General features: G+C 58.8%; 20 protein-coding genes and 1 riboswitch. Of the genes, 15 read left to right on the forward strand and 5 right to left on the reverse strand.

Annotation, left to right across the window (positions count from 1 at the left end):
* The first annotated feature begins 11 nt into the window (after positions 1–11).
* The 4 genes from metK to BFL40_RS16290 all read left to right on the forward strand — a co-directional run bounded on the left by metK (position 12) and on the right by BFL40_RS16290 (position 3,998).
* Positions 12–1,202 (forward strand): methionine adenosyltransferase, encoded by a 1,191-nt coding sequence (gene metK, locus BFL40_RS16275; RefSeq protein ID WP_071484954.1) that lies wholly within the window; start codon positions 12–14, stop codon positions 1,200–1,202.
* Between the two features lie 221 nt (positions 1,203–1,423).
* Complete coding sequence (locus tag BFL40_RS16280; RefSeq protein ID WP_071484955.1) at positions 1,424–1,771, forward strand: hypothetical protein; 348 nt, start codon at positions 1,424–1,426, stop codon at positions 1,769–1,771.
* 95 nt (positions 1,772–1,866) lie between these two features.
* On the forward strand, positions 1,867–3,531 hold the full coding sequence (ligB, locus tag BFL40_RS16285) for an NAD-dependent DNA ligase LigB (RefSeq protein ID WP_071484956.1): 1,665 nt from the start codon (positions 1,867–1,869) through the stop codon (positions 3,529–3,531).
* A gap of 71 nt (positions 3,532–3,602) precedes the next feature.
* Positions 3,603–3,998, forward strand: coding sequence for a DUF1090 domain-containing protein (locus BFL40_RS16290; RefSeq protein WP_071484957.1), 396 nt, complete (start codon positions 3,603–3,605; stop codon positions 3,996–3,998).
* A 6-nt stretch (positions 3,999–4,004) separates the two neighbouring features.
* On the opposite strand, the gene BFL40_RS16295 is transcribed toward BFL40_RS16290, so the two are convergent.
* Complete coding sequence (locus BFL40_RS16295; protein WP_071484958.1) at positions 4,005–4,454, reverse strand: c-type cytochrome; 450 nt, start codon at positions 4,452–4,454, stop codon at positions 4,005–4,007.
* 129 nt (positions 4,455–4,583) lie between these two features.
* Here BFL40_RS16295 and mltA point away from each other — a divergent pair, with 129 nt between their 5' ends.
* Positions 4,584–5,768: a murein transglycosylase A gene (gene mltA / locus BFL40_RS16300; RefSeq protein WP_071484959.1), complete on the forward strand. Its 1,185-nt coding sequence runs from the start codon at positions 4,584–4,586 to the stop codon at positions 5,766–5,768.
* Between the two features lie 64 nt (positions 5,769–5,832).
* Here mltA and BFL40_RS16305 read toward each other — a convergent pair whose 3' ends face one another.
* On the reverse strand, positions 5,833–6,219 hold the full coding sequence (locus tag BFL40_RS16305; protein ID WP_071484960.1) for an MAPEG family protein: 387 nt from the start codon (positions 6,217–6,219) through the stop codon (positions 5,833–5,835).
* A 197-nt stretch (positions 6,220–6,416) separates the two neighbouring features.
* Here BFL40_RS16305 and BFL40_RS16310 point away from each other — a divergent pair, with 197 nt between their 5' ends.
* A complete protein-coding gene (locus tag BFL40_RS16310; RefSeq protein WP_071484961.1) occupies positions 6,417–7,682 on the forward strand; it encodes a cation:proton antiporter in 1,266 nt (421 codons plus the stop codon).
* Between the two features lie 42 nt (positions 7,683–7,724).
* Here the strand turns inward: BFL40_RS16310 and BFL40_RS16315 are convergent, their stop codons facing one another.
* Complete coding sequence (locus tag BFL40_RS16315) at positions 7,725–9,587, reverse strand: DUF3857 domain-containing transglutaminase family protein (RefSeq protein WP_071484962.1); 1,863 nt, start codon at positions 9,585–9,587, stop codon at positions 7,725–7,727.
* A 303-nt stretch (positions 9,588–9,890) separates the two neighbouring features.
* Here BFL40_RS16315 and BFL40_RS33065 point away from each other — a divergent pair, with 303 nt between their 5' ends.
* The 3 genes from BFL40_RS33065 to BFL40_RS16330 are packed head-to-tail and all read left to right on the forward strand — an operon-like array spanning position 9,891 to position 12,632.
* On the forward strand, positions 9,891–10,250 hold the full coding sequence (locus BFL40_RS33065) for a GtrA family protein (protein ID WP_074851626.1): 360 nt from the start codon (positions 9,891–9,893) through the stop codon (positions 10,248–10,250).
* Positions 10,231–11,217: a glycosyltransferase family 2 protein gene (locus BFL40_RS16325; protein ID WP_074851628.1), complete on the forward strand. Its 987-nt coding sequence runs from the start codon at positions 10,231–10,233 to the stop codon at positions 11,215–11,217. Before BFL40_RS33065 ends, BFL40_RS16325 begins: the two co-directional genes overlap by 20 nt.
* Positions 11,217–12,632 (forward strand): ArnT family glycosyltransferase, encoded by a 1,416-nt coding sequence (locus BFL40_RS16330; RefSeq protein WP_071484964.1) that lies wholly within the window; start codon positions 11,217–11,219, stop codon positions 12,630–12,632. Before BFL40_RS16325 ends, BFL40_RS16330 begins: the two co-directional genes overlap by 1 nt.
* Positions 12,633–12,671: 39 nt before the next feature.
* On the opposite strand, the gene BFL40_RS16335 is transcribed toward BFL40_RS16330, so the two are convergent.
* Both BFL40_RS16335 and BFL40_RS16340 read right to left on the reverse strand, forming a co-directional pair.
* The gene (locus tag BFL40_RS16335; protein ID WP_071484965.1) at positions 12,672–14,579 is read right to left on the reverse strand and encodes a patatin-like phospholipase family protein; all 1,908 of its coding nucleotides are present in this window, start codon (positions 14,577–14,579) and stop codon (positions 12,672–12,674) included.
* A 99-nt stretch (positions 14,580–14,678) separates the two neighbouring features.
* Positions 14,679–15,071 (reverse strand): acyl-CoA thioesterase, encoded by a 393-nt coding sequence (locus tag BFL40_RS16340; protein ID WP_016977737.1) that lies wholly within the window; start codon positions 15,069–15,071, stop codon positions 14,679–14,681.
* A gap of 198 nt (positions 15,072–15,269) precedes the next feature.
* A riboswitch (S-adenosyl-L-homocysteine riboswitch) is annotated at positions 15,270–15,377 on the forward strand.
* 21 nt (positions 15,378–15,398) lie between these two features.
* Here BFL40_RS16340 and ahcY point away from each other — a divergent pair.
* The 6 genes from ahcY to BFL40_RS16370 all read left to right on the forward strand — a co-directional run bounded on the left by ahcY (position 15,399) and on the right by BFL40_RS16370 (position 23,158).
* Positions 15,399–16,808, forward strand: a complete 1,410-nt coding sequence (gene ahcY / locus BFL40_RS16345) for an adenosylhomocysteinase (RefSeq protein ID WP_071484966.1) — start codon at positions 15,399–15,401, stop codon at positions 16,806–16,808.
* Positions 16,809–16,877: 69 nt separating this feature from the next.
* Positions 16,878–17,723 (forward strand): methylenetetrahydrofolate reductase [NAD(P)H], encoded by an 846-nt coding sequence (gene metF, locus BFL40_RS16350; RefSeq protein WP_071484967.1) that lies wholly within the window; start codon positions 16,878–16,880, stop codon positions 17,721–17,723.
* A 120-nt stretch (positions 17,724–17,843) separates the two neighbouring features.
* A complete protein-coding gene (locus BFL40_RS16355) occupies positions 17,844–18,635 on the forward strand; it encodes a substrate-binding periplasmic protein (protein WP_071484968.1) in 792 nt (263 codons plus the stop codon).
* A 222-nt stretch (positions 18,636–18,857) separates the two neighbouring features.
* The gene (gene rhlE2 / locus BFL40_RS16360; RefSeq protein ID WP_071484969.1) at positions 18,858–20,750 is read left to right on the forward strand and encodes an RNA helicase RhlE2; all 1,893 of its coding nucleotides are present in this window, start codon (positions 18,858–18,860) and stop codon (positions 20,748–20,750) included.
* A 222-nt stretch (positions 20,751–20,972) separates the two neighbouring features.
* Complete coding sequence (locus BFL40_RS16365; protein ID WP_071484970.1) at positions 20,973–21,956, forward strand: AraC family transcriptional regulator; 984 nt, start codon at positions 20,973–20,975, stop codon at positions 21,954–21,956.
* A gap of 167 nt (positions 21,957–22,123) precedes the next feature.
* Positions 22,124–23,158: a DUF1254 domain-containing protein gene (locus tag BFL40_RS16370; protein WP_071484971.1), complete on the forward strand. Its 1,035-nt coding sequence runs from the start codon at positions 22,124–22,126 to the stop codon at positions 23,156–23,158.
* Positions 23,159–23,184: the final 26 nt, after the last annotated feature.

Raw genomic sequence — 23,184 nt, forward strand, 5'->3', positions numbered from 1 at the left:
AAAACATCGAGATGAGCGAATACTCCCTCTTCACCTCCGAGTCCGTGTCTGAAGGGCATCCGGACAAAATCGCCGACCAGATTTCTGACGCGGTGCTGGACGCCATCATTGCTGAAGACAAGTTCGCCCGTGTGGCGTGCGAGACTCTGGTGAAAACCGGTGTAGCGATCATCGCCGGCGAAGTCACCACTTCTGCCTGGGTTGACCTGGAGCAGATCGTTCGTGACGTGATCACCGACATCGGCTACACCAGCTCCGACGTCGGTTTCGACGGTGCGACCTGCGGCGTGATGAACATCATCGGCAAGCAGTCGCCTGACATCAACCAGGGTGTCGACCGTGCCAAACCTGAAGATCAGGGCGCCGGCGACCAAGGCCTGATGTTCGGCTACGCCAGCAACGAAACCGACGTGCTGATGCCGGCACCGATCACTTTCTCGCACCAGCTTGTACAACGTCAGGCTGAAGCCCGTAAATCCGGCCTGCTGCCGTGGCTGCGCCCGGACGCCAAGTCCCAGGTAACTTGCCGCTATGAAGGCGGCAAAGTCGTGGGTATCGACGCCGTTGTGCTGTCGACCCAGCACAACCCGGAAGTTTCCTACGCCGACCTGCGTGAAGGCGTGATGGAACTGATCGTCAAGCACGTACTGCCTGCCGAACTGCTGTCCAAGGACACTCAGTTCCACATCAACCCGACTGGCCAGTTCATCATCGGTGGCCCGGTAGGCGACTGCGGCCTGACCGGTCGCAAGATCATCGTCGACAGCTACGGCGGCATGGCTCGTCACGGCGGTGGCGCGTTCTCCGGTAAAGACCCATCCAAGGTTGACCGCTCGGCCGCCTACGCTGGTCGTTACGTAGCCAAGAACATCGTCGCAGCCGGCCTGGCCGAGCGTTGCGAGATCCAGGTTTCCTACGCTATCGGCGTGGCCCAGCCTACGTCGATCTCGCTGAATACCTTCGGCACCGGCAAGATCAGCGATGACAAGATCGTCAAGCTGGTGCGTGAGATCTTCGACCTGCGTCCTTACGCGATCACCACCATGCTCGACCTGCTGCACCCGATGTACCAGGAAACCGCAGCCTACGGTCACTTCGGGCGCACCCCTGCGCAGAAGACCGTCGGCGACGACACCTTCACCACGTTTACCTGGGAAAAAACCGACCGCGCCAACGACCTGCGCATCGCTGCCGGTCTGTAATCGCTCACGGCACACAAGGCCCCGCCGGGTTTTCCCGGCGGGGCTTTTTATTGCAAGGTGATTTACCGGGCGATCTTCACACTTTTTGGATCCAAACCTTGCGGGCCAAATGATGGCCCTCTAGAATCCGCGCCCTCTCGGGCCATTCACCTTACTTGGATATTGCCCTGCGCCAGCCCGGGATAGCTAAACGCGCAGGCAATCGAACATTGAGGTTTTTCATGCGCATTTCCACGCTCGCCCCTGCCGCCCTTCTGCTCAGCCTGTTCGCCCTGCCAGCTCACGCTGCCGACTTGAGTGCACTGGGTGGCGCCCTGAGTTCCCAACTGGGTGACAAGGCCGGTGACTGCCAACAACAAGCCAAAGACCTGCAAACCAAGATCGATGCGGCCGAAGCCAAGAACGACACACTGACAGTGAAGGCTTTTAAAGCGGCGCAGGATCAGATCAACAAAGGCTGTAACAAACTTTCTGAGTCCCAAACCAAAGTCGACACCAAGCAGCAAACACAAGAAGCCAAGGCGGATAAGAACGATCCGGTGAAAGCCTTGGGCGGCCTGTTCAAGTAAGTAGAAACACCCGGTAAAAAGCCCCGCACTGTCGGGGCTTTTTTGTGGCCGCCAGGATCACTTAGGCTGGGCGTCCCTTCCGAGCAAGGATGCTCATGATGCGTTTACTGATCGCTCTTTTACTCAGCGCCCTGCCTTTTTTTGCGGGGGCAGAAAATTGCCCAGAGGAGGCCCGATCACAGGTCGGCGCCCTGGCCAAGCAAATCAAGCAGTGGGATGACAGTTACCACCGACTCAGCCAATCCCCCGTCAGTGATGAGCTCTACGACCAGGCGCGCCTACGCCTGGCTCACTGGCGCGAATGCTTTCCCCAGCCGACCTTGAAGGCCGACAACCCACTGGCAAGCTCACGTGGCACGCAGCCTCACCCGGTCGTACATACCGGTTTGGAAAAGTTGCTGGATGAACAGGCTGTCGGTGACTGGCTCAAAACCCGACAAGACGTCTGGATACAACCCAAGGTCGACGGCGTTGCGGTGACACTGGTGTATCGCCGAGGTCGATTGAGCAAGGTTGTCAGCCGAGGTGACGGCCTGCGCGGCCAAGACTGGTCAGCCGCCGCGCTTAAGATCCCCGGCATTGTTCAGCAATTGCCGGAGCCCACAGACCTGGTGCTGCAAGGCGAACTCTATTGGCGCCTCGACAACCATGTGCAGTTAGCACAAGGCGGACTAAATGCCCGCAGCAAGGTGGCCGGGTTGATGAACCGCCTGCAGTTGAGCGACGCCGAGGCCGCCGGGATCGGCCTATTCGTATGGGCCTGGCCCGACGGCCCAACGGACTTCACTGAGCGCCTGACCACCCTTTCGCGCTGGGGTTTCATCGACAGCCGACGCTACAGCCAGCCCATCCAGAACATCGCTGAAGCCGCTCACTGGCGTACTTACTGGCACAGCCATCCACTGCCGTTCGCCACCGACGGTGTGGTGTTGCACCAAGCCTTGCGCCTGCCCGCCAAACGCTGGCAGGCCAGCGCACCTTACTGGGCGGTGGCCTGGAAGTACCCGCCTGCCAAGGCACTGGCGCTGGTGCGCAAGGTGCAGTTCAAGATCGGCCGCACCGGGCGCATTACCCCCATTCTGGAGCTCGAGCCGGTGCGACTGGATGATCGGCAGATAAACCGCGTCAGTGTCGGCTCCCTGAAACGCTGGCAAGCGCTGGACATCCGCCCCGGAGACCAGGTGTCGATCAGCCTGGCCGGCCAAGTGATCCCCCGGCTGGACCAAGTGATCCTGCGCAACGAAACACGGGTGCAGGTGCAAGTACCCGATCCTGAGAACTCTCACGCCCTGAGCTGTTGGCAACTGGACCCCGGCTGTGAGGAACAATTGCTGGCACGCCTGACCTGGCTGAGCAGCAACCAGGGCCTGGCCTTGCCACATATGGGGCGCGAAACATGGAACGCATTGATCCAGGCCGGTCTAATCGCAGGCTTTCTCGATTGGTTAACCCTGGATGAGGCAGAGCTTGCTAACATTGATGGCTTCGGTGATCGCAGCCGTGCACGGATGCTCGACAGCATTCACAGCGCTCGGCAGCGACCCTTTGCACAGTGGCTCAAAGCTTTGGGTGTACCGCCTGCGGCACGTAACAACCTGGAGGGTGACTGGCAGACGCTGGTCGCCAAAGACACCCAAGCCTGGCTGGCCACTGATGGCATCGGCCCGGGGCGCGCAGCGCAACTCAGTGCTTTTTTTCGCGCCCCGCAAGTACAGGCCTTGGCCGAAACATTACATGTAGCAGGGATAGACGGGTTTTAAACCCGACCCGACCACCTTTAAACCTACGGCAGAATTCACCCTGCCATCCGATTGCGACCTTGGAGCCCTACATGAAATTCCTAGCCCCGTTTGCCTTGTTGACCGTTGCAAGCTTCATGGCCACGCCATTGTTGGCGGCCGAAGAAGCCCCGCAGCTCACCGGCTGCGCCGCCAAACGCCAAGCCATCAGCACCCAGATCGAGCAAGCCAAAGCCCATGGCAACAGCGAACAACAAGCTGGCCTGGAAAAAGCCCTGAGCGAAGTCACCGCCAACTGCACCGACGCGTCCTTGCGCAAAGAGCGTGAAAACAAGGTGCTCGATGCCAAGCACGAAGTCAGCCGCCGTCAGGCCGACCTCGACAAGGCAATGAAAAAGGGTGACGCGGACAAGATCAACACACGTAAGGACAAGCTCGCCCAGTCCCGCAAAGAACTGCAGGACGCCGTAGAAGAACTCGACAAGTAAAACCGGTCAGTGGTCCCGAAACTGTTTATGACAGGCGGTGCAGGCATCTTCGACTTTCTGCACCGCCGGCCCCAGGTTGCTCGCCTTGTAAGGCTGGACTTGGCTGGCGATCACCAACTCACCGGTGGCCGTTTCAAGGTTTCGGGCCAACTCTTGGAAGCGTGCCTGCTGCTGCCATACGTTGTCTTTGGCGCTGGTATGGTCTTCTTCTCGAACGCTCGGAAAATGCTTCCATGGCTCGTGGGACAACGCATCGAGCTTGACCGCGCCTTCGGCGAATTTCGCGCCGTCGAACGGAATGCGCCCACGCAACATGCCGCCCAAGTCTTCGCCGGTCTTGAGCATTTGCTTGAAGATTGCCTTGCGCTGACCGAGGGGCGAGTTCGGATCGACACCGCCACAGGCGGACAAGGTCAGGCAGGCCAGCAATACAACGGTCAGTCTTTTTAAAATCATGATGGCTTCAAGGTCACGGGAAACGGCGGCCAGTATCCTCGCCCCGCCCATAAAGACCAATAGCCCTATTAATAATAAGGGTTGCACCTCTGCGCAAATGCGCGGGCAATCGCTTCAGGAATTACGTGTATGAACGTCACCTTGAAACCCTGGAGCCGCCGCCTGGCGTGGGCTCTGCCAATGATCGCGCTGCTTGCCGGTTGTGATGGAGGCAAAGACGCCGGCAAAAATGAAATCGTGAAACCCCATGCCGTCGCCACCTATGTGAGTGCACCTTGGGAAGCCTTGCCAACCGTGTCCGACAGCGACTTGCTGGCTGGTTTTGAGTCCTGGCGCAGCGCCTGCCTGCGCCTCAAGGCCGACCCTGTTTGGGGCGCGACCTGTGCAGCTGCGACCACCGTGCCGGGCAATGCCGTTGCGGTTCGTGGTTTTCTCAAGGAGCGCCTGGACGTATTCGGCCTGCGCTCGGCCGACAACACGCCGAACGGTTTGATCACCGGCTACTACGAGCCGGTTTACCCCGGCAGCCTGACCGAAACCGCTACCGCCCATGTACCGGTTTACGGCGTTCCGGATGACCTGATCATCGTCAACCTGGAAAGTATCTACCCCGAACTCAAGGGCAAGCGCCTGCGCGGTCGCCTTGAAGGTCGTGTGCTCAAGCCTTATGACGACGCCAGCACCATCAACGGCCAAGGCTCCACCGCCAAACCGATCGCCTGGCTGACAGACCCAATGGACCTGCAGTTCCTGCAGATTCAGGGTTCAGGGCGTATTCAACTGGCGGGCGGGCGCCAACTGCGCGTGGGTTATGGCGACCAGAACGGCTACCCCTATCGCCCGATCGGCCGCTGGCTGGTGGACCAAGGCGAGCTGAAAAAAGACGACGTGACCATGGGCGCCATCAGCACCTGGGCCAAGGCGCACCCGCAACGTATTCCGCAACTGTTGGCGAGCAATCCCAGCTACGTGTTCTTCAGCGCCCGCCCTGATAGCAATGAAGGCCCTCGCGGTTCGCTGAATGTGCCGTTGACTGCAGGCTATAGCGTGGCAGTGGATCGCAAGGTGATTCCGCTGGGCAGCCTGCTGTGGTTGTCGACAACCAAACCTGATGGCTCGCCCATTTCGAGGCCCGTCGCCGCGCAGGACACAGGCGGCGCGATCACCGGTGAAGTGCGGGCGGATTTGTTCTGGGGCACCGGCCAAGCAGCGGGTGAACTGGCGGGAAATATGAAGCAGCAGGGGCAAATCTGGATGTTGTGGCCCAAAGGCACTGCATTGCCGCAGGTACCGGATGCACCAGCCGGGACCTGACAGACGCTGAAGATCAAATGTGGGAGCGGCCAAGCTCGCTCCCACACTGGATCTGCATTAACCGTCAGATAGAGACAAAGAAGAAACTCGCAATCAACGCCATCCCCACCGCCCACACCAGCGAGCGCAATATCGCCCAGTCCGCCAGGTAGCAAATGACGTACAGCAGGCGACTGGTAATAAACAACACCGCCAGCACATTGATAGTCACCAACGACGCCGTACCGGCCAGGTGCGCAATGATCACCGCCGCCGCAAACGCCGGCGTCACTTCAAAGCTGTTGAGTTGCGCACTGTGGGCACGCTTGGCAACCCCTTCGAGGGTATCCAGGAAAGCACGAGGGTCGTGGTTCTGCCGTAGCCCGAACTTGCCACCGCTGAACTTGGCCACACCCGTGCACAGGTAGGGCAGAAAAATTGCGATCAACACACACCAGAAAGCGACCGTCATCACTGATTCCTTTTGTAGTTTTAGCCAGCGGTTAGAGTTTTAGCACTAAATATTCGAAGCCGCACTCACACGCTACGAGTGCGCGAAGCTGCGAAAGGTTCTATCAAGCTTTTACGCGATACCTTGCAACATCAGGCCGTTGCTGCGGTCCATCCACCCAATGATGATCGTTCCCACCCAACTTCCAAGGACCCCGGATGCTTGAACTTGTCGCCGCCTTCATTTGCCTCACCACCCTGCTCACCTATGTGAACTTCCGTTTTATCGGCTTGCCGCCCACCATTGGCGTAATGGTCACCGCGTTGCTGTTTTCCCTGATCCTGCAAGGCCTGAGCGTTATCGGCTACCCAGGCCTGGAAGAACACATCCAGCAACTGATCGGCCAGATCGACTTCGGCGACTTGCTGATGAACTGGATGCTGTCGTTCCTGCTGTTCGCCGGTGCCTTGCACGTTAACCTGAACGACCTGCGCAGCTACCGCTGGCCCATCGGCCTGCTGGCAACCTTTGGCGTACTGATCGCCACCGTGGTGATCGGCAGCCTGGCGTATTACATCTTTGCCCTGTTCGGCTGGCATGTGAGCTTCCTGTACTGCCTACTGTTCGGTGCACTGATTTCCCCCACCGATCCGATTGCAGTGCTGGGCGTGCTACGCACCGCCAACGCGTCGAAACCCCTGAAAACCACGATTGTCGGTGAGTCGCTGTTCAACGACGGCACAGCGGTGGTGGTGTTTACGGTACTTCTGGGTATCGCGCAGTTGGGCGAGACACCTACCGTGGGCGCCACTGCCATGTTGTTCGCCCATGAGGCCATTGGCGGCGTGCTGTTCGGTGGGCTGATCGGCTACCTGGTGTACCTGATGATCAAGAGCATCGAGCAATACCAGATTGAAGTGATGCTGACCCTCGCCCTGGTGATCGGCGGCTCGGCGATGGCCACCGAACTGCATGTCTCCGCACCGATTGCGATGGTGGTGGCCGGGCTGATCATCGGCAACCTGGGCCGCAAGCTGGCGATGAATGACATGACCCGGCGCTACCTGGACGGTTTCTGGGAGTTACTCGATGACATGCTCAACGCCCTGCTTTTTGCGTTGATCGGCATGGAGTTGTTGCTGTTGCCGTTCAACTGGCTGCACGTATTGGCCGCCAGTTTGCTGGCCGTGGCGATCCTGCTCTCACGCCTGCTGACCGTGGCCCCGGCGATCCTGCTGCTGCGCCGCTGGCGTACGGTGCCACGCGGCACCATCCGCATTCTCACCTGGGGTGGCCTGCGTGGCGGGGTTTCGGTGGCACTGGCCTTGGCCCTGCCACTGGGCCCGGAGCGCGATCTGCTGCTGAGCATCACCTATATCGTGGTGCTGTCGTCGATCCTGCTGCAAGGTTTGAGCATCGGCAAGTTGGTCAAACACGTGACCAAAGATGAGCCGACGCCGCAAACCCAAGCCGACACCCACTGATTGAAACCGGCGGCGAACGCACTTCGCCGCCAGCTCCTCCCTCTAAATGACCTGCACAATGATCTGGCTTTTCAGGTCATTGAACATGGCCTCGATCATTGGCTGCATCGTCTTGAACCATTCAGGGCTGCACACCGCACCAGGGTGGCTGAACTTCAGCGTGCGGGAAACCAATACGGCATTACCGTTGCGTTCATAACTCGCGTCGTAGGTAACATCTGTGCCCTTGAGCGATACGGTCTTGGGCAACGCCAGAATATTCACCGATGAGGGAAACTCGAAGCGGGCCTTCTCGACACTCTCGCTTGCAAAACAGAGGAAGCCCTGCGCCCGCTCCTTTTCTGCGGAAAACACCAACACGTCCTGAGCAATACTGTTTCCCAGGCGACTGAGGGCCTGCACGCCAATCGGCCCCGGCAAGTTGACGAGGTTCTCGGTTCGCCCAGTGAGCGTGGTCTTGAAGCTGGGGGCATCACCCTCCAGCACATCTGTTTGCAGCGTGCCGCTGCCCATTTGCCCATGGCTGCGCAGGGTTTTCTGGATAAGCTGCTCACGCTCCGTCGGCGGGAGAGACTTGACCCCAAAACGCGTCGCTTCCGTACGCCAACCTTCAGCTATGGAGGTTTGCGTGAAGTCCGCCGCGCCTTTTTCATCGATCTTGAACACCAACTCACTGGACACCTTGCCAGGCTGGGTCGCCGGAGTGCGCGCCATCTCGCCGCTACGCGTCAACAGCACCGGTTTGTCCAAATCCAACAGCGGCAGGTAACCCGGCGCGATGGCGCTGGCGGTCGAGTCCAGGTAAAGGTTCAGGCTCGGAACATAGGTGATCGCATGGTTGATCACACCTAACGCCGCCACAGTGGGCAAGGTGTAGGCGTTGCCATAGTTGATCAACGCTGGCGAACTTTCGATGGCGACGGCCTTCAGCAGGGCCTCCAACAGGGCCACATGGTCCTTGCAGTCGCCGTAGAGATTGTCCAACACCGACTGCGCCGAATGCGGCACCACGCCGCCAGCTTCGATATACACCGCCACATAACGGATGTTCTTACGCACCCAATCACTGAGCGCCAAAGCCTTGGCTCGAGGTGTCGGCTGGTCGGCGGTGAGTTTCTGCGCCAACTCGGTGATTTGCGGGGTTACCTCGGTCTTGGCGCGAGCGTCATACGCCTTGGCCATGCCGTTATAGTCCGCGAAGGTAGAGACGGCCAGAAACTGACCATAGTCGGTGTAGGCCACCGCACTGTGCTCCGGTCGGGTTTTTTCGGCCTGCACATAGTCCCAGCGATACACCTTACGCCCGGGCGCCGCGGCCGCAGTGGAGGCTTTGAACCCCCGGACGTCGGCGTACAAGGGTTTGTCAGCCGGTAAATCGTAGGTCCGGCTGTAACGCTCGGTCGGGTTCAAGCTCGTGGTGGCAAAGTCGGTGAACTCATTAGGAAACAACGCGGTCTTGCGTGTTCGCTTGTAGCGCATGCTCAAGCGGTCGCCCACCGCCACCTCAGGGAAAATCACCACCTTGACCCGCGAGTCCTGAAACATTGGCGCGTTGGCCGAAGCCCACTCCTGCTGCTCCTTGATTTGCTCCGCGCCGACCATCACCTTGCGCCCATCAGGTTTCTGGGTGAACGCTTCGACAATCTCCAAGGTGTCCAGGGATCGGTTGTAGCTGAAACTCTGCTGGGCAATGAACCTGATCGCACGTTCTTCGTTGATCAGTAAGACCTTATCGGCGTCCAGCACATAGCTGCCGTCGGCGTTGATCACAAAGCTTTGAGTGTTCTTTTCGATGGTGACGGAACGATCCGCAGCATCGTCTTTAGCCTGCGCCGTGCCGAACACCCCCACTGCCACAACCAATGCGCACCACCTGCGCACCTGCAAAAATTGGAAAGCCCGCATAAAGATCCTTCTTTCATGAATGGAAAACCGCGCAGCAACTTTGCCATTCATTTATGACGAATCAGCTTACGTAACCGAAGCCATGGTCAGTCCATTGCGTCCATTACCACAGGCTTTACTAACACGAAACTTACAGTCTAATTACAGTTTAGTAATGCCTGGACCGTCCAACATATTTTTCACATACATTCATTATCAGCCCGATAGAATCCAACCAGTCGCCTCTACCCGACAGTTAATACACTGACACTTATGACTCAACTACCTTTCAATGATAGTCCGTCGCGCCTGCCTTATTACTTGATGGTTGGCCTACTGGCGACCAGCACTCACTATATAACCCTTCTGTTATTATCCTTTGCACTACCGATATTAGCCTCCACATTGATCGGCGCATTACTGGGAACAATAGTAAGTTACCAAGGCAATAAGCGGTGGACGTTTGTGAAAGCCCCCCACCCGGCCGACGTTCATCAATGGTTGCGGTTTGGTACTACCGCCCTGCTCTATAACCTCGGCAATCTGGCCTTGATGGTATTGCTGCTGAGCTTTTTGCCGCAACATCCCTGGCTGATGCAAATGATCACGACTGCCGCCCTGACACTGATCACTTTCCGAATCAACCAGCATTGGACCTTCCGTCATGAATCTATCAAGACCTGAACGGGTTCCCCGCCCGCTGCTCAGTGTGATTGTCTGCTGTTATAACGAGGCCAAGGTGTTGCCGATCTTTCATCGGCGAGTGATGGCAGTATTGGATACGTTAAGTATTCGATATGAATTACTGTACGTGAATGACGGCAGTCGTGATGGCAGCCAGGCCTTGCTGAGTCACTTCTGTCAAACGCCTGGTGTGCGCTGCCTTAATTTAAGTCGTAACTTTGGCAAAGAGGCCGCCATGGTGGCCGGAATAGATCATGCGCAGGGTGACGCGATTCTATTTATTGATGTTGACCTGCAAGACCCACCCGAACTTATTCCGTTAATGGTCCACCATTGGCTCAGCGGCCGCGACATTGTCAACATGCAACGACGCAGCCGAGTGTCGGACACTTCCGGCAAGCGCATCAGCGCCCATCTGTATTACAAGCTCATGGGTTTTCTGGCCGACAAGTTCGACGTCCCACCAGATGTCAGCGATTTCCGTTTGATCGGCCCGGCGCCTCTGGCTGCCTTGCGCGCCATGCCGGAGCGCACACGGTTTATGAAGGGCCTGATCAGTTGGCTGGGGTTTAACACCATCGAAGTACCCTACGACCGCGAACCGCGAACCGCAGGCCAGACCAAATGGGGCCCCTTGGCGCTGGTTGATCTGGGTATTGAGGGCGTGCTGGCCTTGTCCCGCAAACCCCTGCGTTGGTTCAGTTGGCTCAGCCTGCTGATTTTCATCAGCACCCTGGTTTTCATCATCCAACAGTTCAGCGTCGAAACCCTCAGTACCCACCACTTTATCCTGGCCGTTGCGGCATTCATCGCCTTGGGCACCGCGATGATCGGTGAATACCTGGGCGCTACGTTGAGCGAGGTCAGGCAACGTCCTATCTATTTGCTCAACAGCCAGTTTGGCGAAACGCTCTGCCTGCCCGGGAAGCCCGGCACAACTCCCGCCCTCGAACAAGAAACCACCTGATGATCATGACTCGCCGCACACTCTGGATCGTGTTAGTCGCCATTCTTGGCATTCGTCTGACCAGCCTGGGCCTTTACCCGTTAATGGACACGTCGGAGGCCCGCTACGGCGAAATGGCCCGCAAGATGCTCGTACTGGGAGATTGGGTAACGCCGCTGTTCGATGTTGGCGTACCTTTCTGGGGCAAGCCGCCGCTGTCCTTCTGGACCCAGGCGCTGGGCATGAAACTGCTGGGCATCAATGAGTTCGCCATTCGTTTTCCGGCATGGCTGTTTCATGTCGCCAGTTGCCTGATCATCATCCGCTTTGCCCGTGAAGAGGCGGATGAACGCACCGGGTTGCTGGCGGCGATTATTTTCTCCAGCTCCACACTTGGCTTGCTGTCGGCAGGCGTAGTGCTGACCGACCCGGCGCTGAGCTTTTCAGTCGTGCTGGCCAGCTACGGTTTCTGGCGCGGCGCGGCACGCTACGACCGACGCTGGGCGCTGGCCGGGTTTGCCGGCCTGGGGCTTGGCCTTTTGTCCAAAGGGCCACTGGTGTGCGTGTTGGTGGGCGGGGTGGCGGTGGTTTGGACGCTCTACCAAAAACGGTGGCGAGCCTTTCTGCGACTGCCCTGGGTCACAGGTGTTTTTCTGATGCTCTTGATCGCCGTGCCCTGGTATGTGATCGCTGAACTGCGCACGCCAGGGTTTCTGGACTATTTCCTGATTGGCGAGCACTGGAAGCGCTATGTGGTCAGCGACTGGGCCGGCGACCTGTATGGCAGCGCACACCCCCGGACGGCGGGTGCGATCTGGCTGGATCTGCTGATGGCATTGTTCCCTTGGACGCTGTTGTTGCCCGCGCTGTACTTCGGCTACCGCAGGTTGCTCCAGTCCTGGCCCTACTACAGCTATGTTGCCTTGTGGGCCTTAGTGACACCGGCGTTCTTTACCTTTTCCGGAAACATTCTGTGGACCTACGTCTTGCCCGCACTGCCTGCGTGGAGCTTGTTGCTGGCCGGTGCACTCAATCGCCCTGTCGCAGCCGGCCGGGTGAGGGTTGCTGTAGGACTTGTATTCGGTCTGCTCATGCCGGTTGTGTTGTGGGTGACGGCAGTGGACGGCCGCGCTTTTGAGCGCCCAAATAATCAGCGTGCCCTGGCACAGGCCTGGCAACAACTGCAAAAGGATGAGGCTGGAGCCCTTTATTATTGGGGGCGTCGTTCGTACTCAGGGGAGTTCTATACCGCAGGCCAGGCCAGGCGGTTAAAAGACCCCACCCAACTGCCCGTCGACACGGTGTTCTATGTTGCCCGCCGGGAGCGTGACCTGGATTACGGTACCGAGCCCTTGCAGGCGTTCAACTGCATAGAACGCCTGCGCGCCAGTGAGAGCGTGCTATTTCGGTGCGGGCCGCTCGAGTCATCCCCCTGACGCAGGGCTTGCGGCGTTGCCGGCGACGGTGGCTGCTTACTAAACCCGCATGCGCCAGGCTTTGGCCCTTTCCACCAGCGTGGAGGGCGATAGTTTTTCCGACGCGTTGCTGCGTGCCACATAGTGCTGAATAAGGTCGTCAAGCACCCGATTGACCGTCTCAGGTGTGGTTGCCTTGCCCAAATCACGCTCCGCACGTCGCAGCAACTCGACGTTTGAATCAGGTTGACCTGGCTGGAACAACGCGGGGTAAATCACGTTGCTAATGAAATTTCCAGCAACAACCGCAACATCGCGCCTTTTCATTTCGTCCACTGCTGCGAGCATAACTCGAGACACCGATTCACGCGGGAGCTTGGCAGCGACCTGCAGCACTTGCTGAAAGTTGGCGTTGTCAGGAGCGTTAAGCTGCTTGGCCAACCATTCTGCATAGGCTGGATGAGTGACAAGCGCATCCAGATTACGCAGCGCAGACGCCAAGCGCGGGGTGATTTCCAAGCGGTCATGGGCGTGATTCGCCTCAGCTATCGCCTGGTCGACTTGCACCAACACCTCCTTGGCTTGGCGCCTGAAACGCAGCACATCGCGCGCACCTACATCCTGCGCAAGCGTGCTCTCGACACTGGCAAGCATCTCATCGTCCATGGCGAGCACAGCACTTTCGATAGATTCAAACCTGTGCTGCTCGCGGACCTGGGCTCGATGCCCCAGATGCTCGTTCACGGCTTTGCGAGCGTTATCCTGCAGGCCCTTCTTTGCCTCGTCCGGCAGGGAGAAATTGACGGTCCCACTGAAAAAGCTGCTGTAGTCACCCTGCTCCGTTTTCAAGGGCATCATGACCGTCTGATCGGAATACCTCTTCTTGAGCCTCGCCTGATTAAGCTGTTCATTAGCAGTGAAGCCGACGCCCAGAGCCCTGTCTGCTACGGCACCAGTGTTGGAGCCGCGTGACTGAAGAGGGATTGTTTCGAACGTTAGAATCAATTGTTCGGTGCGGTCCAACGGGCTGTCCGAAAACTGGCGCTGGTAAAGGCCGTCAACCGGCGTGTTGAGCATCAACCCACCGTCCTGGAAAGACGTTTTTTCGCCGTCTACCTGAAAACCGTGCCCTTGCTCCACGGGCGCCTTGAACACCACCGGCAAGGCGGCGGAAATATGCGCGGCACGTGCTATGTCCATGTCCGGGGTCAGGCTGGCATTGAAAACCACCAACTGTGAGCGCCCTTCAAACGTACCGGTACCGGTGATGTTGAGTGCCTTGATAGTCGGGATATGCCGGCTCAACACCTGCAAGTCCATGAACGTCACCACACCGCCGGCGTTGAGTTTGTCCGCGATGGCCCTCACCTCGGGCAGGCTCGCCTTCGATGGAGTCTCGGCGATACGCGCCAGCACCGTGGCGCGTGACTTACTCCGAACCAACTCTTCCAACTGCCCAGCCTCAGTTCCCAGACGAGGCAGCATTGTGAATGCTGTCTGCAATTTTTCGCTGAACTTGCCTAACCATTTACCAGCCGTTGAACCCGCGTCCTGAAGCTTGCGCAAAAGAGGGTTGTCGCTGTTCATCAGGGCAGATAGATCAAGGCTGTTTGACAGGTCAGTGAACTCATCCGCCGTCATGCCACTGGCCAATAACGCGGCAGAGATAGCCCCCGCCGACGATCCGGAAATAGCCCTCACACCGGTCAAGGCGCCGTTTTCTTCAAGTGCTTTGATCGCGCCCGGGTAAGCGACGCCTTTGGCGCCGCCTCCGCTGAGTACCAGTTGTGTGACAGGTGGTGGGGACAAGGCCAGACTGATCCGACCGTTGTCGTCACGACTGAGGGTTACCTTACGCTCACCGGCTTCGTGCAGAAGTACCGTATTCGCAGCGTCTTGCTGCGCCAGTGGCAGCGTCGGTGCATCGCCAATCGCAGACTGGGGGGTAGCGGGGTTGGAAACTTCCATACAGAGGCACTCTCATCAGGATGTAGTCCTGAGTGACGAGAGGGCCTAGGAAGGATCCACGCGGAATGATTTTGTAACGCAAATCAAAGCGCGGTGAAGTTACTCATCCTGAAACTGGTCTTTCACATACTTGATTTCAGTACGGCCGTGAGGCGCGGGCAAGCCGTCTTCACCCAGATTGACGAAGACCATTTTTTCCACGGTCAGGATGCTTTTTCGGGTGATCTTGTTGCGCACTTCACAGGTCAGGGTGATGGAGGTGCGGCCGAACTCGGTAGCGGTGATGCCCAGCTCGATGATGTCGCCCTGGCGCGAGGCGCTGACAAAGTTGATTTCGGAGATGTACTTGGTCACCACACGCTGGTTACCCAGCTGGACAATCGCGTAGATGGCCGCTTCTTCATCGATCCAGCGCAGCAGGCTGCCGCCGAACAGGGTGCCGTTGGGGTTGAGGTCTTCAGGTTTTACCCATTTGCGGGTGTGGAAGTTCATGGTCACTCCAAAGCGTCTTGCCGAATGATGGGAGACATCATGGCAGAGCCCAGGCCCAAGCTCTATGAGCCATTGCCTATCAACCCCATGAGCGATCTTCATGCGGCCGACGGAAAGGCTTGGGAAGTCTGGCGCACACAGCTATAATCGCCCCCGCTTCAAAACGGTCATCTTCGATTGATACCGTTCTCCCGCCACCTGTCCGAGGGGCGCTGCAGCAGGTTCAACCTGTCAGGCTCGGATGGGGCGTTGTCCGGACAGCTACCACCTGGCCTGATACTAAACGCACAACGGCGCCCATTCGCACACTACGAATGGAGGCTCTTCATGAGCGCACTAAACACGCCTGCTGGTTTCACCGACTACAAAGTCGCCGACATGTCCCTCGCTGCCTGGGGCCGTCGCGAAACCTTTATCGCCGAATCCGAAATGCCTGCCCTGATGGGTCTGCGTCGCAAGTACGCCGGTGAACAGCCGCTCAAAGGCGCCAAGATTCTCGGCTGCATCCACATGACCATTCAGACTGCCGTGCTGATCGAAACCCTGGTTGCCCTGGGTGCCGAAGTGCGCTGGTCGTCCTGCAACATTTTCTCGACTCAAGACCAGGCTGCTGCCGCTATCGCTGCTGCCGGTATCGCGGTTTACGCTTGGAAAGGCGAAACCGAAGAAGAGTACGAGTGGTGCCTGGAGCAAACCATCCTGAAAGATGGCGCGCCATGGGATGCCAACATGATCCTCGACGACGGCGGCGACCTGACCGAGCTGCTGCACAAGAAATACCCGCAGATCCTGGACCGCGTCCACGGCGTGACCGAAGAAACCACCACCGGCGTTCACCGCCTGCTGGACATGCTGGCCAAGGGCGAGCTGAAAATCCCGGCCATCAACGTCAACGACTCGGTGACCAAGAGCAAGAACGACAACAAGTACGGCTGCCGTCATAGCCTGAACGATGCCATCAAGCGCGGCACCGACCACCTGCTGTCGGGCAAGCAAGCCCTGGTGATCGGCTACGGTGACGTGGGCAAGGGTTCGTCCCAGTCCCTGCGTCAGGAAGGCATGATCGTTAAAGTCTCTGAAGTTGACCCGATCTGCGCCATGCAAGCCTGCATGGACGGTTTCGAAGTGGTTTCGCCGTTCATCAACGGCCAGAACGACGGCACCGAAGCAAGCATCGACAAGGCCCTGCTGGGCAAAATCGACCTGATCGTGACCACCACCGGTAACGTGAATGTTTGCGACGCGAACATGCTCAAAGCCCTCAAAAAGCGTGCTGTTGTCTGCAACATCGGCCACTTCGACAACGAGATCGACACCGCTTTCATGCGCAAAAACTGGGCATGGGAAGAAGTGAAGCCACAGGTACACAAGGTTCACCGTACCGGTGCTGGCGATTTCGACCCACAGAACGACGACTACCTGATCCTGCTGGCTGAAGGCCGTCTGGTTAACCTGGGCAACGCCACCGGTCACCCAAGCCGCATCATGGACGGCTCGTTCGCCAACCAGGTTTTGGCTCAGATCTTCCTGTTCGGTCAAAAGTACGCTGACCTGTCGCCAGCCCAGAAAGCCGAGCGCCTGACCGTGGAAGTACTGCCGAAGAAACTCGACGAAGAAGTGGCCCTGGAAATGGTCCGCGGCTTCGGCGGCGTGGTGACTCAACTGACCAAGACCCAGGCCGACTACATCGGCGTGACGGTTGAAGGTCCGTTCAAGCCGCACGCTTACCGCTACTGATCGGCTTGGCTACCTGCCCCTCCGGGGGCGGGTTTGCCTTCAGGCTTTCGAGCTCCCAAGGGTATTACCATGTCCCAAGACCGTCGCTACAGCTTCGAGTTCTTCCCGACCAAGACCGATGCTGGGCATGAAAAACTGATGGCCACTGCCAAGCAGTTGGCCAGCTACAACCCCGACTTCTTCTCCTGCACCTACGGTGCCGGCGGCTCGACACGTGATCGCACGATCAACACCGTGTTGCAGCTGGAAAGCCAAGTCAAAATCCCCGCCGCTCCGCACTTGTCGTGCGTGGGCGACAGCAAGGACGACCTGCGCAGCCTGCTGACCCAATACAAACAAGCTGGCATCAAACGCATCGTCGCCCTGCGTGGTGACCTGCCGTCCGGCATGGGCATGGCCAGCGGCGAGCTGCGCTACGCCAATGACCTGGTGGCCTTCATCCGCGAGGAAAGCGGTGATCACTTCCATATCGAAGTGGCGGCTTACCCGGAGATGCACCCCCAGGCACGCAATTTCGAAGACGATCTTAAGAATTTCGTGCGCAAGGCCAACGCCGGCGCCGACAGCGCGATCACCCAGTACTTCTTCAACGCCGACAGCTACTTCTACTTCGTCGAGCGTGTACGGGCCATGGGCGTGAACATCCCGATCGTGCCGGGCATCATGCCAATCACCAACTACAGCAAGCTGGCGCGGTTCTCCGACGCTTGCGGCGCTGAAATCCCACGCTGGGTGCGCAAGCAACTGGAAGCCTATGGCGATGACGTCAAGAGCATTCAGGCGTTTGGCGAGCAGGTCATCAGCGAAATGTGCGACCGCTTGCTGCAAGGCGGCGCACCCGGGTTGCACTTCTACACCCTGAACCAGGCTGAACCTAGCCTCGCCATCTGGAACAACCTCAAGCTGCCACGCTAAGGTTTGCCCAGTGGTACCAAGGCCCTCGTCATTACGAGGGCCTTTGTATTCCTCTCCCCCCGCCCGCTAATGCTTGTGCCAGAGCTTCTCTTTAACGCGGGAGCGTCGTAACCTCAGGGCATGCCCGTCATTCTCAAGCTGTTGACCGCCGTGCTTTTTACTTGCCTGAGCCTTACCGCTTACGGCGAGAAACTGCGCATTGTCACCGAGCCCTGGGCGCCTTATGTATACGATGACAAAGGCACCATGCTCGGGCTGGACTATGAAGCGACAGTCATTGTGTTCCAACGCCTGGGCGTGGACGTGGAGTGGCAATTCCTGCCCTGGAAACGCTGCCTGGCGATGCTTGACCAGGGTCACGCCGATGGCGCACTGGATATTTTTCACAGCCACGATCGTGACACCTTGTTGCTCTACCCCAGCGAGCCGTTGTCGGAGGTCGAGTTCGTGCTGTTCTACGCCAACGAGCGCCCTCACCCGGCCGAAACCCTCGATGACCTGCGCGGCCTGACCGTCGGTACCTCGCCGGGCTATCTCTATGGGGACTCCTTCAGCGAATCGACCCTGTTCAACCGCGAGCCCGCCCCCAGTCATGAAGCCAACTTCGGCAAATTGTCGCTGGGACGCATCGATCTGGTGCTCACTGACCGCCGAGTGGGGCAGCATGTGATCAAGGCTCTGGGCCTGGAAGGCAAGGTCAGCCAGGCGCCGTTCGTAGTCAGCCGCCAACAGCAATTCCTCGCCGTGCGCCGTGGCGCGGGCATGGACCTGTTGGTGCAGCGCTTTGCCGCCGAACTCAAGCGTTTCAAGCAAGAACCGGCCTACGCCGCCTTGAGTGCCAAATATGGTGGAATCCAAGCAATCACGGCGCCCAAACACACCGTTGAGCAGCAGGAAAGCAGCGCGCCGTGATTGCTCTGTTATACTCCGGCCTTTCCGCCAGGCTTACGCCCGGCCGCTGAGGTCTTGAAAAAGGCACCCAACCCCGCTACAGCGCAGCTTTACAGCCCGCGCGAGCCGGTGGAGTGCCCGCCAGACGCAGCAGGACCGGACGGGATTGCGTTCCTCTAAGCGCCATTCACGCCCGGCAAGATTATCCCTTTGGGCCAAGCCCTAACTAAAACAGGATTACTCATGTCCTTTGCTTCCCTCGGTCTCTCCGAGGCTTTAGTCCGCGCCATCGAGGCAGCGGGCTATACCGAGCCTACTCCGGTGCAACAGCGGGCTATTCCCGCCGTGTTGCAAGGTCGCGACCTGATGGTTGCGGCTCAGACAGGTACTGGTAAAACCGGTGGTTTCGCCCTCCCGATTCTGGAGCGGTTGTTCCCCAACGGTCACCCGGACAAATCCCAGCGTCACGGCCCGCGCCAACCGCGCGTATTGGTCCTGACCCCTACCCGCGAACTCGCAGCGCAAGTGCACGACAGCTTCAAGCTGTATGCTCGCGACTTGAAGTTCGTCAGCGCCTGCATCTTCGGCGGCGTCGGCATGAACCCGCAGGTTCAGGCCATGTCCCGTGGTGTTGACGTGCTGGTGGCATGCCCGGGTCGTTTGCTCGACCTGTGCGGCCAAGGCAGCGTCGATCTGTCCCACGTAGAAATCCTCGTGTTGGACGAAGCCGACCGCATGCTCGACATGGGCTTTGTCCATGACGTGAAAAAGGTTCTCGCCCGCCTGCCGGCCAAACGTCAGAACCTGCTGTTCTCGGCAACGTTCTCCCAAGACATCACCGCCCTGGCCGGCAAGCTGCTGCACAACCCGGAGCGCATCGAAGTCACGCCGCCGAACACCACGGTCGAGCGTATCGAGCAACGCGTATTCCGCCTGGCGGCCAGCCACAAGCGTGCGCTGCTGGCGCACCTGATCACCGCCGGCGCCTGGGAACAGGTGTTGGTGTTCACCCGCACCAAGCACGGCGCCAACCGTCTGGCCGAGTACCTGGACAAGCACGGCCTCACCGCCGTCGCGATCCACGGCAACAAGAGCCAAAACGCGCGCACCAAAGCCCTGGCCGACTTCAAGGCCGGTTCCGTGCGCATCCTGGTCGCCACCGATATCGCCGCCCGCGGCCTGGATATCGACCAACTGCCACACGTGGTCAACTTCGAGCTGCCGAACGTCGATGAAGACTATGTGCACCGTATCGGCCGTACTGGCCGTGCCGGTCGTTCGGGTGAAGCCATCTCCCTGGTAGCACCGGACGAAGAAAAGCTGCTGAAAAGCATCGAGCGCATGACCAAGCAGAAAATCGCCGACGGCGATCTGATGGGCTTCGATGCCAGCGCCGTGGAGGCCGAGAAGCCAGAAGCGCGCGAGCGTCCGGATGTGCGTAACCCTCGCAACCCACGCGGTCCGAAGGGCGATGGCCCGAACGGCGGCGGTGGTGGCGGTGGTCGTCGCGACAAGGGCAAAGACAAGGGCGGCAAGGAAAAAGCGCCTACCAACGGCCGTGGCGAACGCCCAGCCCGCGAGCAGAAGCCCCGTGAAGGCACCCCGGCCCGCGAACAGCGCCAGCCGAGCCAGCCGCCACGCGCCGCAGCCGACCGTGCACCGGACGAGTTCCTCGACGACGACGTGGATAACTTCGGTAACCGCGTTGACTACGTGCCACAGGCCAAACCGGCCCAAGGCCGTGGCCGTCGCCCAGGTGCCCCGGCACAGGGCGCTGGCGCAGGTACTGGCGCACCACGCGGCGGTCAGCCACAAGGCGCTCGCCAAAATGGCCCGCGTAACAGCAGCGGCGGCACCACCGGTACCCCGCCTGCCAAGCGCAACGGCCCGCGTAATGGCGCGCCACGTGACGGTCAGGCTCGTCGTGAAGACTCGCGCAGCAACAACCGCCGCCCAGCCCGTGACGATCAGCCACGCTCGTCTGAACCGGCCGTGCAGAACCCGCGCGGTGGCCCAGCGCCGAAGATTATCCACAAGGAGTCGAAAGCCGACCGCTTCCCGACACCTGAGCAGCTGGATCAACTGCCAGGCCGCCCTCGTGGTGAAAAACCAGCGCTGCTGACCCGCAACCGCTAGTTAAACAAAAAGCCCCGGCTCTCACGAGCCGGGGCTTTTTTGTGGCTGCGTTGCGCGCGGACTCCGCCGCAATCGACAGGTGTATTGTCGGGCCCTCGACCATCGTGTCTACTGTGCCATCAACAGTGCCATTATTTGCTAGCGCTGTTTGACCCAAAAAGCCCAAGGAATCATGGCTGAGACGATACCGCTGCGTATGGTCTTTAAACGGTGCGAATACCCATGACGAATGCTACGCCATCCATCAAGCTCAGCACGCTCCGGCAAATAGCCCCCTACCTGAGCATGCGCGGGGTGTCACCGCTGGAGTTCTTTCGGCGCTTTGGTATTGCCCCTCAGGTGTTTCAAAACCCTGAAGCATGGGTACCGCGAGCGGCCTGTTTTCATATCGCCAACGAAATGGCCGCTGTCGCACAAGATCCCTTCGGCGGTGCGACGGTAGGGCACCTGACCGAAATGCGCTCAACCGGTGTATGGGGCGAGTTGATATTGGGCTCGACCAATCTCGCCCAGGCCTGTGCGTCGGCGGCGGTCCATACGGATTTGCTGCATCAAGGAAGCGAAGTAAAGATTCTCACTGAAGGCCGTACGACGAAACTGATCCAGCAATTTACCGGACAACACGGAGCTGATCCGAAACAAGTCATTTTCGGCACCCTTGCGGTACTTAGAAAGGTACCGCTCATGTCCGGCGCGCCCGGCGCCATACGCGTCCATCTAAAAAATCCGAGGGAGCGCGGAGACGAGGCGCTTGAGGAATACCTGGGCCCGAACCTCGTAATGAACGCTGACTACAACATGATCGAATTCGATCGTGAGTTGCTTGAAATCCCCCTGCAGCCTGTTCGAGATACTGCCTGGAAAACCACCCAAGCCTTGGAGTCGACCTCTGACGCAGCGGACGTGCTCGCCAAGCAAATATCGGATCAGCAACAATCCAAACTTCTCTCTATTTCAAGAACGATTGGACTGTCTGTTCGAACGTTGCAACGTCGCCTCGAACATTGCGGCATCGACTTCGACGCGTTACGTGACGAGACACGCCGCAGCGAGGCCTTTCAGTTACTGGCCAGCGGTAAATACAGCGCGACTGAAATTGCCTATATGGTCGGCTACAGCGATCCGGCGCACTTTACGCGCGCCTTCAAGCGCTGGACCGGGAGCCCTCCGTCGCACTATCGCTCTGTCTTGAAACTTGATCGTTAACCGACTCGCCTAACTTCTCGCCCCCTCCTACCCAATCATTTGGCCCCTCTCACGGTCGGCGTTCGCGTACACACTCGCTTTGCTTTTGGCACCAAATGGCAAGTTTCCTTCGAGGCGCTCTTATACAGTCAAAAAGGTAACGCCAACTTATAAGACCAGAGGTTTACATGTCCCATTTATCCACGGCCCGCATCCTCGCCATGGCGCTGGCAGCGTTTGGAAGTGCGAACGCTCAATCATCCCCAGAGACGACGATACCGGTTGGCGTGGATAATTTTGTCCGTGCCGAGTCCGATCTCTACTTGGGAAAAATGGTCGCCAGTGGCAGTTTGGGCCGGTTTGTTCATAGCCGCGAAGCCGTGCCCATCGACGCTCAGAATGTGGTCCGGATGAATCGGGACACGCTCTATTCGTCAGCTGTTTTCGATCTCGATGCAGGCCCCGTCACGATCACCTTGCCTGAGGCCGGTGGGCGGTTCATGTCGATGGCGGTGATCAATGAAGATCACTACGTCCCCATCGTCACTTACGGCGCCGGCCGCCGAACCCTGACAAAAGAGGCCGTCGGCACACGCTATGTATTTGTTGCAGTGCGCACGTTCTTCGATCCCGCAGATCACAAGGACCTTGAAAAGGTGCATGCACTGCAGGATGCAATCACGGTCAGCCAAGCCAAGGTGGGGGAGTTTGTAGTACCCAAATGGGACCAGCCGAGCCAGGCAAAGGTGCGTGAGGCCCTGGAAGTCCTGGGCTCGACGATTCCCGACTACAACCAGTCCTTTGGCCCCAAGAGCGCGGTCAATCCGATCCACCACCTGATCGGCACCGCGACAGGTTGGGGTGGCAACCCGGCCAAGGACGCTATCTACCTCGGCGGTGTGATGCCGCACAACGATGGGAAAACCGTTTACCAACTTAAAGTTGGAGATGTCCCGGTGAAAAGTTTCTGGTCTGTCAGTGTTTATAACGCCGACGGTTACTTCCAGAAGAACCCCTATGACGCCTATTCGTTGAACAACCTCACCGCCAAGAAAAGTGAGGATGGCTCGATGGTCATCCAGTTCGGCGGTTGCGACGGGAAGATCGCTAACTGCCTGCCGACGACACCCGGTTGGAACTACACGGTCAGGCTTTATCAGCCGAGCGAACAAATACTGAATGGCCAATGGCGCTTCCCGAAGCCGCAGCCCGTCGCGCGCTAATGACTAACTTGCGAACTCTATAACTA

The organism is Pseudomonas costantinii (genome assembly GCF_001870435.1).
GTDB classification, from domain to species: domain Bacteria; phylum Pseudomonadota; class Gammaproteobacteria; order Pseudomonadales; family Pseudomonadaceae; genus Aquipseudomonas; species Aquipseudomonas costantinii.